Origin of the sequence: Kosakonia sp. PSU_27, assembly GCF_039409795.1 — a bacterium.
Lineage (GTDB): Bacteria > Pseudomonadota > Gammaproteobacteria > Enterobacterales > Enterobacteriaceae > Kosakonia.
On sequence record NZ_JBCIVK010000008.1, the window covers coordinates 26,194 to 42,949 of the forward strand.

A 16,756-nucleotide genomic window follows, 5' to 3' on the forward strand; every position below is an offset into this window, starting at 1 on the left:
GTTTAGTGCGCGGCTATTTTCAAGAGCTTGCGGCGCAGGAGTCAACATGCCACAGCAAGTGGAAAATCAAGCCGCGGGGCAAGGGATCGTGCTGGAAAGCCTGTCGGCGGGCTACCACAGCAAGGTGATTGTCAACGACATTACGCTTTCGATCCCTACGGGGAAAATGACCGTGCTGGTCGGCGCGAACGGCTCCGGCAAATCCACACTGCTCGGCACCATCGCCCGGATGCTCAAACCGCTCGGCGGCAGCGTGCTGCTTGATGGCAAAGCCATTCATCACCAACCCACTAAAGCCGTTTCCCGCCAGTTAGGTATTTTGCCGCAATCGCCGATTGTGCCGGAAGGGCTCACCGTCTTTGAACTGGTGTCGCGCGGGCGTTTTCCGTGGCAGAGCTTTATGCGCCAGTGGTCTGAAGAAGACGAACAGGCAGTCGTTGACGCACTAAATCTGACCGGCACTGCAGAATTCGCCCATCAAAGGGTAGACAGCCTCTCCGGCGGGCAGCGTCAGCGCTGCTGGATAGCAATGGCGCTGGCGCAGCAAACGCCGGTGATCCTGCTCGATGAGCCGACAACGTTTCTCGATCTGCGCTACCAGGTGGAGATCCTCGAACTGCTGCATTCCCTGACCCGCGATCATGGACGCACCGTGGTTGCGGTATTGCACGATCTCAATTTTGCGGTCAACTACGCCGACACGCTGGTGTTCCTGAAACAGGGGCGCTTACAAGGGGTGATTCACGAAGGCGATGCCTGTCCCCCTGAGCTGATCAAACGCGTATTTGATGTTGATGTGCAGATGTCGATTAACCCGCTGACCGGTAAGCCCTTTTTTATGCCGTTTCGTAAACCGGACGGAACAAGCGCATGAGTAGCGTCGCGTTTTCTGCCCGCCGTCGTGCCGGGCGCGTGGGTGTGGCCTCACTGCTGCTGACACTGGTAGTGCTGGCGGCATCGGTCGCGCATCTTGGCCTTGGCGCGCGCTATATCGCGCCGCCGACGGTCATCCAGGCGCTGCTGGATTTCGATCCGCGCAACTTTGATCATCGCGTCATTATCAGCCTGCGTTTGCTGCGCCTGGTGGCGGCACTGTTCATCGGTGCCGCGCTTGGCGTGGCCGGGGCGCTGCTGCAATCGGTCATCCGCAACCCTTTAGGCGAGCCGCATATTCTGGGGCTGAATTCCGGTGCCGCGCTGGCGGTTGTGGCCTGCACGGCGCTGGGCATTAGCTCCGGCGATGCCGCATTCAGCCGACCGTTGATTGCCGCAGGCGGCGCTGCATTGCTCTTTTCGCTGGTGATGGCGCTTTCGGCTGCCGGGCGTTCGGGTTTTACGCCGATGAAGGTGACGCTGTGCGGCGTGGCGCTGTCGGCGTTTGCCTCCTCAATTACCGCCGCGATCCTGATCCTTGATGAGCAAACGCTGCTCACTATGCGCACCTGGCTGGCGGGCGATCTCGCCGGGTTGAATTGGGCACAGATCCAGCATGCGGCAATGGCCGCTGTTATCGGTTTTACGATGGCGTTATGGCTGGCTCCGGCACTGAACATGCTGGCGCTGGGCGACAACATGGCGCGGGGTTTAGGTGTGTCGCTGATGCGAACGCGTGCATTGGCGCTGGTGGCGATTGCGCTGCTGTGCGGTGCGGCGGTGTCGGTCGCCGGGCCGATTGGTTTTATTGGCCTGGTGGTGCCGCATATGGTGCGCCGTCTCGCCGGGGATGATTTACGTGTGGTTGTGCCACTTTCGGCGCTGGGCGGCGCGCTGTTGTTACTGGTGGCAGATATCGCCGCCCGCACGCTGCTGGCGCCGCAGGAACTGGCAACCGGCGTGATGACCGCGCTGGTAGGGGCGCCGCTGTTTATCGCGCTGGCGGCGAGGTTTTTCAAATGAGCAGCCTGTTGCAGCGCGCCGGATTGCGCAGCTTGCGGGTTGGTGCTTTTTCGCGCCTGCTGCGCCCGCATGCGCTGATGTGGCTTTTGGGGCTCGCCATCGTGGCGCTGGCGTTACTGCTGACGGGCGTGACACAAGGTTCGTTGCCGGTTCCGGCATCTTCCATTGGCCGTGCGTTATTTTTCCCTCAGGCGCTGAGCGGCGAGCAGCAATACGTGGTGTGGGACATTCGACTGCCGCGCGTGCTGATGGCGCTAATGTGCGGGGCGATGCTCGGCATGGCGGGGGCGGCGATGCAGTCGATCACCCGTAACGGGCTGGCGGATCCTGGCTTGATTGGCGTGAAAGAGGGGGCGAGCGTAGTCGTGCTCACGCTGGTGCTGTGCTTTCCGGCCGTTGGTGTAGTCTGGCGACCGCTGGCCGGCATGGCGGGGGGACTGCTCGCTGCCGGGCTGGTGATGGCGCTGGCGCGCGATGTTTCCCGTCCGCGCTTTGTGCTGCTCGGCATTGGCGTTTCCTGGACCTTCGCCGCCGGCATTGGCGCGTTTATGACCACCGCCGATGTGCGCGATGTGCAAACCGCGATGATGTGGCTGGCGGGCAGTCTGCATGCTGCCACCTGGCCGTTGTTGATGGTGGCGCTGTGCTGGGCGGTTCCGGCAACATTGATTTTACTGGTAACCGCGCGCGCGGCGGATGTGGCGTTGCTCGGTAATCAGGCGGCGACCGGTCTGGGTGTGCGTCTTGCGCACCTTCAACTGCTGCGCTTTATCGCGCCGGTGTTGCTCACCGCCGCCAGCGTTTCTTGCGTGGGCAGTATCGGTTTTGTTGGCCTGATTGCCCCGCATATGGCGCGCTTTCTGCTGCGCGGCGGCCAACGTGCGCTGCTGTGGGGAAGCGCAATGCTGGGCGGGTTACTGGTGTTGCTGGCGGATTCGCTCGGACGGCTAGCTTTTGCGCCGCTGCAAATCCCCGCCGGAATTGTTATCTCGCTGATTGGCGGGCCGTTTTTCTTGCTGCTGCTGTGGCAGCGGCGCGATCGTTTATAACGCTTAAAGGTCTTGTATGCGCTTACTTTTTTCGCTGCTAGTGCTGGTTGGTCTGAGTGCCAGCGCCGCGGAACCGACACAGGTTTTCACGGACGATCTCGGGCGCGTGGTGACGGTACCATTGCACCCGAAACGCATTGTGTCGTTACACGATCTCGATATCACTATTCCGCTGATTGAGCTTGGCGTACCGCCGGTCGCCAGCCACGGACGGACGCGCCCGGACGGCACGCATGTGCTGCGCTCCAGCGGCATGTTGACCGGTGTCGATTTTGACAATTCGGCGATGACATTTATTGGTTCAGCGGATATCGACATTGAAGCGGTAGCGGCGGCAAAACCGGATTTGATCATCACCGAGCCCAGTCGCAACACGCCGGTTGAGCAGTTAGCGAAAATCGCGCCCACCGTCAGCATCGATCATCTGGAAGGCGGTGCGCCGGAGATCTATCGCAAGCTGGCGAAATTGACCGGTACGCAGGCGCGCTTTGCGATCCTTGAGCGCCGTTATCATGAGCAGATCGCTGCGCTGAAAAAAACCATTGATACCAGCAAGATAACCGTGTCGGTTATTCAGGCTAACAACGGGAAAATCAACGCACTGCACAGTTATCACTCGCTGGGTCGCGTGCTGCGTGATGCCGGTTTTCGTTTTCCGCCGCTTATCGACAGCATCCCTGACGGCGGGCGCATCGACGTCAGCGCCGAGCGGTTGCCGGAACTGGATGCCGATTTCGTTTTTGCCACCTGGCGCGGCGATACCGGCGGTAAACCACAGGATGAAATGGCGGCCATGGATGCGGTGATGCCGGGCTGGTGTGATTTCCTCACTGCCTGTCGCCGCGGGCATTACGTGCTGATTTCGCGCGAAGAGGCGATCTCCAACTCGTTTGCCTCACTGAGCCTGATGGTGGCCCAGGTGCAGTCACACATTGCCGGTCGACCGTTACCGGCGGCCAGATAAGGGCGCACGATGCTGAACACCAAAAAAGCGAAAACTCGTGTGGATGTGTATGGGGAACGCTTTCGGGCGCGGGCGCATACGCTGTCGCCGCGTTTGCAGGCGGTGGCGCGGTATATCAATGAAAACCGCGAAGGGGTGCTGGAGCAAACGGCAATGGAGATCGCCGCCGCGACGCAAACCTCCGATGCCACGGTAGTGCGTGCGATTCAGGCGCTCGGTTTCGCCGGGCTTCGCGATTTGAAGCAGACGCTTGAGCACTGGTTCGGCCCGTCGGTCTCCTCGGCGGAAAAGATGAGCACCACGGTGAATGCGCTCTCGTGCGACGTCAATTCCGGCATCGATTTCGTGATCGAAGGGCACCAGCATACCTGCGAAATCCTCTCCGCGCCGGATAACCGCTACGCGATTGCTCAGGCGGTGGCGCTGCTGGTCGAGGCGCGGCAGGTGGCGATTTTCGGCATCGGCGCATCGGGGATCCTCGCCGAGTACGCCGCGCGGTTGTTCAGCCGCATCGGGTTACCCACATCCCCGCTTAACCGCACTGGCATTGCCCTGTCGGAGCAGCTTATCAATTTGCAGCGCGGCGATGTGCTGGTGATGATGGCGCAGAAATCGGCGCACCGGGAAGGGCTGACCACGCTGAAAGAGACGCGGCGGCTGGGGATCCCGGTGATTTTGTTGACCAACGCTGTTGATTCACGTTTTAGCCAGCAAGCCGATGTGGTGATCCACGTTCCGCGCGGCGGCGAGAAGGGCAAAATCCCGCTACACGGCACCGTGCTGCTGTGTCTGGAGATGATCATCTTGTCGGTGGCGTCCGCCACGTCGCAGCGGGCAATTAAAACGGTGAAACGCATTAATGAGTTTCACCGTGGGTTAAAACCGGGCGGGAAGAAGGGTTAAGCCTGGCAGGCTTTTAGCAGTGCAGCCCAGTCATCCGGCGGGCGATCTAGTTGCATTGTTTTGCTTTTCTTCAACCCTGGCGACGCCCATACCGATCAATAACCAGCGCGGCGCTGGAAGCCATCACAATCGCGAGGCTCATTTTCCACATCGCTTCATCGCCGATGCCGTCAAAGACAAACATCAGCATACCCAACACGATAGCAACGGCGGGAGAAATCCGTGGCTTAACCGCTCCAAAAAACGCGCCGGTCAGCCCGGCGCAAAAGGGTTAACTGACGCCGCCGCCCAGCGATTGCCAGAGCGTGACGCGGTTTTGCAGATCGGTTTGTTGCAGCGAAATCAGCGACGATTTCGCCGTCCACAGCGCGCGCTGCGCGGTCAGCACCGACAAGTAATCGCCGGTTCCGGCGCTGTACTGGCGCTGGGCGATATCCAGCGCTTTCTGCTCGGCGGCGACATATTCACGCTGCGCGTCGAGTTGTTCGTTGAGTGTTTCGCGCCGCGCCAGCGCATCGGCAACATCTTTAAACGCGCTCTGAATGGTTTTCTCATAGGTCGCGATCAGCCCTTTTTTCTCTGCTTCGGCGTAACGCAACTGCGCAACATTTTTACCCCCGGCAAACAGCGGCAGCGAAATGGACGGCGCGAAAGACCACACTTGCAGACCGTGGCTAAACAAAGAGGAGAGCGAATCGCTGCCTACCCCGGCGCTGGCGGTCAGCGAAATGGTCGGGAAGAAGTTCGCCCGCGCCGCGCCGATGTTAGCGTTCGCGCTTTTCAGGTTATGCTCCGCTTCCTGAATATCCGGGCGGCGCAGCAGCACGGAAGAAGACACGCCCGCCGGTGTCAGCGTAATGCTGTTGTCGGCAAGACTCTCCAGCGTACCCGGCAGCAGCGACTCCGGTACCGTGTCGCCCGCCAGTAAATTGAGCGCGTTTTTATCCTGTGCCACCTGCGTTTGATAGCTGGCGACGCTGGCGCGCGCCTGCTGGAACACCGCCATGGCATCGGCGGTATCACCGGCGGCGGCCACGCCGATCTGCTGTTTGCGTTTAACAATGTTCAGCGAGTTTTGCGCGCTCTCCATCGTCTGCTTCGCAAGTTCAAGATTGCTGTTATCCGCCGCCAGCGTCACCCAGGCGGTGGTGATTTCCGCCACCATGCTCAGGCGCGTGTTTTGCGCGGTGTACTCGCTGGCAAGCCAGGTTTCACGCTCTGCGCGGGTCAGACTCTGGTTACGGCCAAACAGATCCAGTTCGAAGCTGGAAACCGCGCCATCGGCTTCGGCGCTGCTGCTTAAGCCTGTGGCAACGGTGCGGCTGCGGGTGCTGCTGAGCTCAGCGTTTAGCGTCGGGAACAGCGCGGCGCGGTCTTCAGCATACAACGCGCGCGCGGCATCGATGTCGGCAATCGCTTTTTGCACATCGCGGTTATGGGTCAGCGCATTGCTGACGACCTGTTTCAGTCGGCTGTCGTTAACGATCTGCTGCCAGTCGGCGGCCACGGCTTTTGCCTGGCCTTGCGCGCCCGGTAACGTCGCGGGAACGGGGGCCTGCGGGCGCTGGTAAGTCGGGTCGAGAGAGACACAACCGGCACTCAGCAGGGCGAAGAAAAGAACACTGATACGCAACATGATTACTCCTGACGTGCGCGTTTACCGGTGAACAATTTTTTCACCAGTACAAAGAACAGAGGGACAAAGAAGACAGCCAGCAGCGTCGCGGTGAGCGTCCCGCCGATGATGCCGGTGCCAATAGCGATGCGGCTGTTCGCGCCTGCCCCGGTGGCGATGGCCAACGGTGTGACCCCGGCGATAAACGCCAGTGACGTCATCATGATCGGGCGCAGGCGAGTTCGCGCGGCACGCAGCGCCGCGCGTGACAAAGAGTTGCCCTGGTGTACTGCCGCTTCGGCGAATTCAACAATCAGGATGGCGTTTTTCGACGACAGGCCAATAGTGGTCAGCAGTGCGACCTGGAAGTAAACGTCATTACTTAACCCGCGCATCCACGCCGCCAGCGCCGCGCCCAGCAAGCCCAGCGGGATAACGAGGATCACCGAAAGCGGTACGGACCAGCTCTCATACAGCGCCGCAAGGCACAGGAACACCACCATAATTGAGATGGCGTACAGGCTCATGGCCTGGCCGCTGGCGAGTTTTTCCTGCAATGACAAGCCGCTCCATGCCCAGGTTGTCCCGGCGGGTAAGGCATTAGCGAGGTTTTCCATTTTGGTCATCGCCACGCCGGAGCTGAAGCCACTGGCATTCTCGCCCTGAATCTCATACGCGGCGGAACCGTTGTAACGCACCAGCGTTTCCGGGCCATATTCCCAGTGCGTGGTGGCGAAGGCTGAAAACGGGGTCATGTCGTTATTGCTGCCGCGCACAAACCATTTATCCAAATCCGAAGGTGAGGCGCGGGAATCGCTTTCCCCCTGGATATAGACCTTTTTCACGCGTCCGCGATCGATAAAGTCATTCACATACGTGCCACCCCAGGCGCTGGAGAGTGTGTTGCTGACATCGCTCAGTGACAGTCCCAGCGCCACCGCTTTGTTGCTGTCGATATCGACCTGTAACTGCGGCGTTTCCGGCAGCGCGTTGGCGCGCACGGCGGTAAGTTCGCTGCTCTGATTAGCGTTCGCCAGCAACTGATTGCGCAGTTTCAGCAACTGGTCGCGATCGGTGCTGCCGCTGGCGAGCAATTCAAAGGTGAAACCGTTGCTTTGACCGAGGCCGTCCACCGAAGGCGGCGTCATGGCGAAGATTCTGGCGTCGCGGATGCTGCTTAACTCGCGGCTGGCGCGTTGGGCTATCGCCTGTGCGGTATTTTCCGCCCCTTTACGTTGCGACCAGTTTTTCAGTGAAACGAAGGCCATCCCGGCATTTTGCCCGCTGCCGCTAAAGCTAAAACCGGTCACGGTGAAGATGGCTTCGGTGTTGGCTTTCTCCGTGTTGAGGAACCAGTCGGTCACTTTGCTGGCCACCGCGTCGGTACGCGTGGCAGTCGCCCCGGCGGGCAGGGTGAACTGCACCATGATTTCGCCCTGGTCTTCTGTCGGCAGGAAACTGCCAGGCAGACGCCACATCACGAAGGTCATGGCTGCGCAAAGCACGGCGTACGTGCCGACCACGGTAACCGTGCGGCGCAGCACGCGTAACACACCGTGTTGATACTTGCGCTCAGTGTTGTTGTAGAAGCGGTTAAACGCGCCGAAGAACCCTTTTTTATGCGGCGTGCTGTGTTGCATTATCGAGCCGCAGAGCGCTGGCGTTAAGGTCAGCGCAACGATGACCGACAGCGTCATTGCCGAGATAATGGTGACGGAGAACTGGCGGTAAATTACCCCGGTGGAACCCCCAAAGAAAGCCATCGGCAGGAAGACGGCGGAGAGCACCAGCGCAATCGCGATCAGCGCCCCGGAGATTTCACCCATCGATTTGATGGTGGCTTCGCGGGCGGGCAGGCCTTCGTCGCGCATGATGCGCTCGACGTTCTCCACCACCACAATGGCGTCATCCACCAGCAGGCCGATTGCCAGCACCATAGCGAACAGCGTCAGGGTGTTGATCGAGTAGCCAAACAGCGCCAGCACGCCAAACGTCCCCAGCAACACCACCGGCACTGCCAGCGCAGGAATAAGCGTGGCGCGGATATTTTGCAAAAACAGGTACATCACGCAGACCACCAGAATGATGGCTTCAATCAGCGTTTGCACCACGTCTTCAATCGAGATCTTAATAAATTCGGTGCTGTCTTTCGGGTACGCCACATCGTAACCCTGCGGCATGCTGTGGCGGTATTCGGCGATTTTATCTTTCACGCGTGTCGCGGTATCCAGCGCGTTCGCGCCGGGCGCCAGCATTACCGCCAGACCGGCAGCCGGGTGGCCGTTCAGCTTCGCTGAAGCGACATAATCTTCGCTGCCCATTTCAACACGCGCGACATCTTTCACCCGCACGACAGCGCCGCTGCTCTCGCTTTTGATGATAATGTCCTGGAACTGCGCCACAGTTTGCAGGCGCGACTGGGCGCGCACCGTGGCGGTGAGCTGCTGCTGACCGGAAGAGGGTAGCGCACCGATTTTACCGGCAGAAACCTGTACGTTTTGCGCTTCAATCGCGCTCTGTACATCGGATGGCATCAGCGAGTACGAGGCGAGTTTGTCAGGATCCAGCCAGATTCGCATCGCGTATTCCGCGCCGAACACCTGTAAGCTACCGACACCGTTCACGCGCGCCAGCGGATCCTGCATGTTACTCACCAGCCAGTCGGCAATGTCGGAGCTGGTGGCGCGGTCGGTTTTATCGTACAGCCCCATGATCAACAGGAAGTTGCTCTGGGATTTCACCACCGTCACGCCGGATTGGGTGACTTCCGTCGGTAAGCGGGATTCCGCCTGCTGCACTTTGTTTTGCACCTGCACCTGCGCGGTATCCGGGTCGGTGCCCTGCTCAAAGGTGACGGTAATATCCACCTGACCATCGGAGCTGCTGGTAGAGGTGAAATAGAGCAGGTTATCCAGCCCGGTAAGCTGTTGTTCGATAACCTGGGTGACGCTGTTTTCCAGCGTCTGTGCCGATGCGCCGGTATAGGTGGCGCTAATTTTGATTGCAGGCGGCGCAACATCCGGATACTGCGCGATCGGCAAGGTGCGGATCGCCAGAATACCGGCCATCATGATAAGGATGGCGATCACCCAGGCGAAAACCGGGCGGCGCACAAAGAAGCTGGAGAACATCAGGCCTTTCCTCCATTGTCTTGCGGGATCTCAACGGCTTTCACAGTCGATCCCGCAGCGACTTTATCGGTGCCTTCGACGATCAGCTTGTCGCCATTTTCCAGACCTTTCAGGACTAACCATTTATCGCCATAGGTATCGCCGGTTTCGATGTTGCGCTGCTCAACCTGATTCTGCGCATTGACCACCAGCGCAGTGGCATTGCCTTTCGCATCACGCGTGACGCCTTGCTGCGGCGCGAGGATCGCGTTTGCCATCACCCCTTCTTCCACACGGGCGCGCACAAACATCCCCGGCAGCAGTTGCTGATGTGGGTTTGGGAACACCGCGCGCAGCGTGACGGAGCCGGTGGATTCATCGACGGCGACTTCGGTCAGCGCCAGGCGGCCTTTTTCGCTGTAGGTGCTGCCATCTTCCAGCGTCAGCGTGACGGCGAGCGTGTTGCTGTCGCTGGCCAGCGCTTGCTGGCGCAGGCGCAGCAGATCGACGCTTGAGCGGGTGAGATCGACATACATGGTGTCGAGCCCACGCACGGTCGCCAAAGCCGTGGTTTGTTCCGCCGTGACCAGCGCGCCAGGTGTGACGGATGAGATGCCAATGCGCCCGCTGATCGGCGAAGTGACGGTGGTCCAGTTCAGGTTGATGCGCGCGCTTTCCAGCGCCGCTTTCTTCGCGCTCACGCTGGCTTTGTCCTGCGCGCAGGTGGACTGCGCATCGTCAGCGTCCTGGCGCGAGACGCCATCCTCTTTCACCAGTTGCGCATAGCGGGTGGCTTTCTGGCAATCGGACGTCACCAGCGCCTGCGCCTGTTTCAGCGCGGCGTCAGCTTCATCAAACGTGGCGCGGTAGCTGGAAGGATCGATCTGGTAAAGCGCCTGCCCGGCCTTTACCGTATCGCCTTCCGTAAACAGGCGTTTTTGAATAATGCCGCCAACTTGCGGCCGTACCTCTGCGGAGAGTGACGCTGTGGTACGCCCGGTTAACAGGCTGGTCACGGCGAGCGGCTGGCTTTTCAGGGTGACGACGCCGACTTCCTGAGTGGGGTGTTGTGCAGGTGGTGTGGCGTTATCGCATCCAACCAGCGCGAATGCGGCCATCAACGTTGTAGTTATTAACTTCATGACTATTTTCCTGGCATAAGCGAAGCCTGCCCGTTATTAAAACGGGATAATAAGCAGGCGAGTTGGGCTTATTTTCGACGGTCTGGAAATAAGCGCGGATTTATATTTGTCGGATTATTTCTTTGGCAGAAATATCATGGTGATAATTTCCTGATACAGCTCTTTTAACTGCGCCGGGTCGCATTTTTGCGGCGTTAAACGACGCAATGTCGCACCTTCCATCAGGCCAGCCAGCAGTTCAACGCAGCAGCGCACCTGTTCGGCGCTTAACTGCGGATGTCGGCTCTGCATATGGTTGCAGGCATTGTTAAACATGCGGGCGTCGGCTTCGACCATCATCGCCTGAACCTGCGGATTACGCGTCGCTTCGGCAGACATCTCCAGCATTAACGCGTCGTCATCCGGGCTGAGCGTTTGCCGCCAGGCCAGCACCTCCGGCAGGTGCGTGGTTTCGGCTTTGTTTTCCATTTCGGCGATGCGGTAGTCGATGATTCGGCGAACAATCTCCTCAATAATGGCGTCTTTACTGCTGAAATAGCGGTAGATCTGCCCGACGCTCAGCTGGGCTTCAAGGGCGATTTGCGACATGCTGGCGGCGTGAAAGCCGCTCACGCGAAAACGCCGACGGGCGGCGGCGATAATCTCATCTTTACGCTGCTGATGGCGTTGTTCCTGCGTGGTTTTCGGCGGCATCGGGAACCCTTGATTGATTGATTTTTGAGAGTGATCGTTCTCAACTATCAAATAGATTAAACGAAGTTATATTTTTCGCGTAAACATTTCCTGCGCAAATTATTGGAATTTACAAAACTTGATATTATGAAGAAATAATGAAAAACAATGGAGAAATGCGCCAGAAAATAATAGCGAAGAATGTTGCTATTAATTTGAAGAGATTGTGATGGATTGCAAATAGAGAAAACCGGCGCCATTTATCGACGCCGGTTATTTTTATGCGTTTAATCTTTTCTTTGCTGATGAATGGCCAGCCCACTTTCGCCCGGCGCAATCTCCGGGCGCAAGGTTAACGCCGGAATGGTGTAATCCCCGCCGTTTTGCTGACGGAACGGCAGCGGTGGCGTCTGCCATAACGTATCCAGCCGCTGTGCCAGTTCTTCACGGTGGGCGGCGAATCGCGCGTCATCAACGCGGCTGGTGCGATAAATCACCAGCGGCGGCAACACCTCGAAACCCGGATAAAACAGCATGCCGTGCTGGATCGGAAACAGAATGTCGTCGATAGGACCGTTGATGCCGCGCGGGCTGTAGTGCGATTCCCAACCGCCAGCGGTGACCAGCAGCATGGCGCGCTTACCGGCCAGGCTGCCTTCACCGTAGCGATCGCCCCAGTGCGTGTCGCTGTGCTCGCCGACGCCGTAGGCAAAACCGCAGGCGTAAACGCGGTCGAACCAGCCTTTCATGATGGCGGGCATGGAAAACCACCACAGTGGAAACTGGAAAATCACTGCATCGGCCCACAGCAGTTTGGCCTGTTCGGCGGCGATATCCGCAGATTGTCGGCCCTGCTCGAAGGCGTGTTTCGAATCTGCCGACGGATTGAAAACGTCGCCAACGGGCGCATCGAGGCTGTCGTTTGCGTCGAGCGGCGCTTTCCACTGCATGGCGTACAGGTCGGAAACCTCGACGTGGTGACCTGCTTTTTCAAGATGCTGCACGGCGAATTCTTTCAGCGCGCCATTCAAGGAATGCGGCTGCGGATGGGCATAAACAATCAAGACATTCATAACAACTCCCGGCAATAAGATTGAAGCTGCAGGGTAGGTGAAGCGCAGATATAGTAGAAATTAATTGCTGATATCACAGGTATAGCCATGATTAATCTCAACCGCCTGGATCTGAACCTACTGCTGACGCTTGATGTCCTGCTCCGTGAACACAATGTCACGCGCGCGGCGCAGCGGCTGAATCTTTCCCAGCCTTCGGTGAGTGTGCAACTGGCGCGGTTGCGTGAGATCTTTGACGATCCGCTGCTGCTGCCCGGCCCGCGCGGTATGCAGCCGACAGTACGGGCGGACGAGTTGCGCGAACCGTTACGCCAGGCGCTGGAAGCGCTGGAGCGCGCGGTGTCGCCAGTCAACGCGTTTGACCCCGCCCGCGCCAGTGTGACCTGGCGTATTGCGGCGACGGATTACACTGAATCGGCGGTGCTGCTGCCGCTGCTTGGCACTTTGCGTCGCGACGCGCCCGCCAGCCGCCTCGCAGTGTTTGAGCTTAACCCTGGCCAGATTAAGCGCCAGGCCGAGCAGAGCGATATCGATCTGTTCTTCCATTTGCGTGAAGGCGCGCCGGCGTCGCTGCACCAGCGGTTATTGTTCACTGAGCGCTATGTGCTGGCCGGCCGTTTAGGTCATCCGGCGCTAAAACGCCGCCCGTCGCTCAAACAGTTCTGCAAGCTGGAGCATGTGATTGTCTCGCCGGAGGGCGGTGGTTTTCAGGCGGCAACGGACGACGCGCTGGCGGCCCGCGGGTTAACGCGCAATGTGGTGCTTTCGGTGCCGCACTTCCTGTTTATGCTGGATGCGCTGGCGCGCACGGATTTGGTCGCCGTGCTGCCGGAGCGGCTTGTCGCCACCACTGGCGCGTTGCAGGTGGTTGATCCACCTCTTGATCTGCCGGGCTTCGACATGCTGATGCTCTGGCATGAGCGGCTGCACCGCGATCCCGGACATAAATGGTTGCGCCAGCAGGTTCTCGCTGCGTTGGCAAACGCCGACCGTATTAACCCTCGTTAATGCGTATGTGAGAATAATTCTCAACATTATTGAAGCGCATCAGGGCGAATGGTAAGGTGTAGGCCGTTTCACCCGCGCGTGGGGTGAGGGTTCGACAGATAGCGATGGCTGCCGTCTATGCAAAAAAGACACTTTTCAGTTGAAGACTTTATCGGTTTTGGCGAGCGTTATGGGATTGATTACCGCTTCCCGTCGCTGACAACCGGTCTTTTCAGTCAGGCGCAGCGCATTGTGATTCAGGGCGACGTTGAAGAGATGACGCTCTCTTCTGGTATCAACCTTACCCGTTCTGACATTCGCGTTCTGCAACCTTATGAAACGACCTCGCTGCACAGTTGCCCGCTCTACATGCTGGTGGTGCTGGAAGGCAGCGTGATGCTGCGCCTGAACGGGGAAGAGTTTGTCGTGCGCGCCGGCATGGCGTTCACCTCGCGCCTGAGCGAGCACCAGGTGATGAACGCCAGCCATCTGGCGGATTGCCATCTGCGCACATTATCACTTGGCGTCGATCCGGCAAGCTGCTGGCAATCACCGCTCCTCAGCGCACTTTTACAACAGTGGGAAGCGCATGGTGCCCCGACCTTTTTATGGCAGGTGCCGGGCTTTTTATTGTCAGGTTTACAGCAAACGCAGCAAGCCTCACTGCCTGCGCTCTCCCGCCAACTGATGCTGGAAGGCGTGATGCTGCAACTGCTGGGCAACGCGCTGTCGCAGCGCATGCAGGGGCAGGAGAGACGCCGCCCGGTTCAGTGTGGTGCACAGCAGCGGCTGGAAAACGTACGCCGTTTGCTGGAACAGCACCCCGAAAAAGAGTACACCCTGGCAGCACTGGCGCAGCTGGCGGCGATGAGCGCCAGCAGCCTGCGCGTGAAGTTCCGCCAGGCGTACGGCCACTCTGTGTTTGATTATCTGCGTGACTGCCGTCTTGAACTGGCGCGTCGCTATCTGGCGGAAGGCTACAGCGTACAGCAGGCCGCGTGGATGTCCGGTTATCAGCACGCCACCAACTTTTCCACCGCGTTTCGCCGCCGCTACGGTATGGCACCCAGCGAAATCCGCGCCTCCTGATTTTCTCCTGTGTAGACCAGCGTTGCCGATGCGTGCGCGATTTTATCATCGCGCATACGTGAATCATCACTGCGCATAGCTATTGGCGAATTCAAAAGGGTAATAATTCTTATTTACAATAATAATGGCTTCTGGAGATTTTCATGTTCGCAAAAACGCGACTGGCGCTGATGATTGGCTGCATAACCGGCGGGATGAGCGTAACGGTGCTGGCACAAGAGACACCCCCCGGCAACGATACCGTGGTGGTGACTTCACAAATGCAAAGCGGCGCGACCAAGCTGGAGACGCCGGATATCGAAACACCGCAGGCGGTATCGATTGTCACCCGCCAGCAGTATGAAGAGCAGGGGGCAATCAGCGTGCGCCAGGCGGTGAGCTACACGCCGGGTGTCTACAGCAACCAGATTGGCGCATCCAACCGTTTTGACTATATCGTGCTGCGCGGTTTTTCTGACGGTAGCCTGGATAACGTCTATCTCGACGGGCTGAAAATGATGGGTGACACCAACTCTCACAGCTCGTTAGTTATCGATCCGTGGTTCCTGGATAGCGTGGAAGTGGTGCGCGGCCCGGCATCGGTGCTGTACGGGCGCTCATCGCCAGGCGGTATTGTGGCGCTGAATTCGCGCAAACCATCGTTTGATCCCGGCGGCGAAGTGAAGCTGTTTGCCGGAAATAACAACCAGCGCGGCGCGGCGTTTGATGTCACCGGCCCGGTGGATGATAACGACCGGGTGGCGGTGCGTTTAACTGGTATGACGCGCTATGCCGATTCGCAGTTTGACCACCTGAAAGAGCAGCGTTACGCCATTGCGCCGAGCCTGACCTGGCGTATTACCGATCACACGCGCCTGGAGCTGATGGCTTACCTGCATCGCGATCCCGAAGGTGGCAGCCACTCCGGTTTGCCGTATGAAGGCACCGTGGTGCCGCACGCGGGCAAGAAAATTTCCAATACCTTCTTTGAAGGCGAAGACGATTACGACAACTATGATCGCCGCGAAAATATGGTCGGTTATAACGTTGAACACGCCTTTGACAGCGGCTGGTCGGTGCGCCAGAAACTGCGCTACCTGCATACCACCGTCGATCTTAACCAGGTGTACGCTGCCGGATGGCTGAATGATACCGAACTGAACCGGGGGTACTCCGGCTCGGATGAATCGCTTTCGGCGGTGACGCTGGATAACCAGATCGATGGCAGCATCGATACCGGCATTATCAACCATCGCTTGTTGTTTGGCGTGGATTATCAGCGGCGCAGCAATAACGTCACCGCCTCTTATGGCAGCTTCCCGGCGATCGACGCTTTCCACCCGGTGTATGGTGCCGATCCGCTGTCAATCAGCGTCTATAGCCGTGAAAAACACAAACTGGAGCAGACCGGGATCTACGCCCAGGATCAGATGTCACTGGACAGATGGCGTCTGACGTTGGGCGGTCGTCACGATCAGGTGAAGATCACGAACGTCAATAAGATCAACGACACCAGCGATACGCTGGATCAGAACCATTTCAGCAGCCGCGCGGCGCTGATGTATCTGTTTGATAGCGGTTTTGCGCCGTATGTCAGCTACTCGACCGCGTTCACGCCGACCAGCTTCACCGACGAGTACGGCAAGATTCTGCAACCGATGAAAGGCAAGCAGTGGGAAGCGGGGCTGAAGTTCCAGCCGGAAGGCTCGCAAACCATGTATAGCGCGTCGGTGTATCGCATCAACCAGGAGAACATCGCCACCAAAGTGGAGCCGACCGATCCCTACCGTTCCATTGGCGAGATCGAATCCGAAGGTGTGGAACTGGAAGCTGTGGGGCAACTGACGGACAACCTGCGTTTGCAGGCGGCCTACACCTACAACGACATCCGCTACAAGAAGAGCAGTGCGCAAGAGCAGGGCAACCGCGCGGTGTACGCGCCGCGTAATCAGGCCAGTGCGTGGCTTAGCTATGACGTGAAAGACGGTGTACTGAACGGGCTGACCGTCGGTTCCGGCGTGCGTTATGTTAATGGCATCACCTCCGATCGTCAGAACACGCACACGCTGCCGTCTTACACGCTGGTCGATCTGGCGGTGGGTTATGACCTGAGCCATGTGGGTCTGAAAGGGCTGAGTGCGCAGGTTAACGTTAACAACCTGACCGACAAACGCTATGTCGCAGCGTGTAACTCCCTCTCTTACTGCTACTTCGGTGCGGAACGCAGCATCGTCGGCAGCCTCTCATACCGCTTCTGATGTCCTGATTTCACCCGGC

At 58.7% G+C, this 16,756-nt stretch carries 13 protein-coding genes; 8 read left to right on the top strand and 5 right to left on the bottom strand.

Features of this window, described 5'->3' with window-relative positions; all coding sequences use genetic code 11:
- The first annotated feature begins 46 nt into the window (after positions 1–46).
- Genes AAIG26_RS19520 through AAIG26_RS19540 form a run of 5 tightly spaced genes read left to right on the top strand, consistent with a single transcriptional unit; the run spans position 47 to position 4,812 of the window.
- Entirely contained in the window at positions 47–874 is an 828-nt protein-coding gene (locus tag AAIG26_RS19520; RefSeq protein ID WP_343181285.1) for an ABC transporter ATP-binding protein, read from the top strand.
- Positions 871–1,896 carry an iron ABC transporter permease gene (locus AAIG26_RS19525; RefSeq protein WP_343181286.1) on the top strand — a complete coding sequence of 342 codons (1,026 nt, stop codon included), beginning with the start codon at positions 871–873 and terminating at the stop codon, positions 1,894–1,896. Before AAIG26_RS19520 ends, AAIG26_RS19525 begins: the two co-directional genes overlap by 4 nt.
- Positions 1,893–2,945, top strand: a complete 1,053-nt coding sequence (locus tag AAIG26_RS19530; protein WP_343181287.1) for an iron ABC transporter permease — start codon at positions 1,893–1,895, stop codon at positions 2,943–2,945. The genes AAIG26_RS19525 and AAIG26_RS19530 overlap by 4 nt, the downstream gene beginning before the upstream one ends.
- A 16-nt stretch (positions 2,946–2,961) precedes the next feature.
- Positions 2,962–3,909 (top strand): iron-siderophore ABC transporter substrate-binding protein, encoded by a 948-nt coding sequence (locus AAIG26_RS19535; protein ID WP_343181288.1) that lies wholly within the window; start codon positions 2,962–2,964, stop codon positions 3,907–3,909.
- Between the two features lie 9 nt (positions 3,910–3,918).
- Complete coding sequence (locus AAIG26_RS19540; protein ID WP_343181289.1) at positions 3,919–4,812, top strand: MurR/RpiR family transcriptional regulator; 894 nt, start codon at positions 3,919–3,921, stop codon at positions 4,810–4,812.
- Positions 4,813–5,083: 271 nt separating this feature from the next.
- Here AAIG26_RS19540 and AAIG26_RS19545 read toward each other — a convergent pair whose 3' ends face one another.
- The 5 genes from AAIG26_RS19545 to AAIG26_RS19565 form a co-directional block, all read right to left on the bottom strand.
- A complete protein-coding gene (locus AAIG26_RS19545; protein WP_343181290.1) occupies positions 5,084–6,448 on the bottom strand; it encodes an efflux transporter outer membrane subunit in 1,365 nt (454 codons plus the stop codon).
- 2 nt (positions 6,449–6,450) lie between these two features.
- Positions 6,451–9,558, bottom strand: a complete 3,108-nt coding sequence (locus tag AAIG26_RS19550) for an efflux RND transporter permease subunit (RefSeq protein WP_343181292.1) — start codon at positions 9,556–9,558, stop codon at positions 6,451–6,453.
- Positions 9,558–10,679: an efflux RND transporter periplasmic adaptor subunit gene (locus AAIG26_RS19555; RefSeq protein WP_072051637.1), complete on the bottom strand. Its 1,122-nt coding sequence runs from the start codon at positions 10,677–10,679 to the stop codon at positions 9,558–9,560. The genes AAIG26_RS19550 and AAIG26_RS19555 overlap by 1 nt, the downstream gene beginning before the upstream one ends.
- 114 nt (positions 10,680–10,793) lie before the next feature.
- On the bottom strand, positions 10,794–11,372 hold the full coding sequence (locus AAIG26_RS19560) for a helix-turn-helix domain-containing protein (RefSeq protein ID WP_020456402.1): 579 nt from the start codon (positions 11,370–11,372) through the stop codon (positions 10,794–10,796).
- Between the two features lie 266 nt (positions 11,373–11,638).
- Positions 11,639–12,424 (bottom strand): NAD(P)H-dependent oxidoreductase, encoded by a 786-nt coding sequence (locus AAIG26_RS19565; protein WP_343181294.1) that lies wholly within the window; start codon positions 12,422–12,424, stop codon positions 11,639–11,641.
- Positions 12,425–12,511: 87 nt separating this feature from the next.
- Here AAIG26_RS19565 and AAIG26_RS19570 point away from each other — a divergent pair, with 87 nt between their 5' ends.
- The 3 genes from AAIG26_RS19570 (at position 12,512) to AAIG26_RS19580 (ending at position 16,737) form a co-directional block, all read left to right on the top strand.
- Positions 12,512–13,432 (top strand): LysR family transcriptional regulator, encoded by a 921-nt coding sequence (locus AAIG26_RS19570; RefSeq protein ID WP_343181295.1) that lies wholly within the window; start codon positions 12,512–12,514, stop codon positions 13,430–13,432.
- A 117-nt stretch (positions 13,433–13,549) separates the two neighbouring features.
- A complete protein-coding gene (locus AAIG26_RS19575; protein ID WP_097407426.1) occupies positions 13,550–14,500 on the top strand; it encodes a helix-turn-helix domain-containing protein in 951 nt (316 codons plus the stop codon).
- A 143-nt stretch (positions 14,501–14,643) separates the two neighbouring features.
- Entirely contained in the window at positions 14,644–16,737 is a 2,094-nt protein-coding gene (locus AAIG26_RS19580) for a TonB-dependent siderophore receptor (protein WP_097407427.1), read from the top strand.
- The last annotated feature ends 19 nt before the right edge of the window (positions 16,738–16,756 follow it).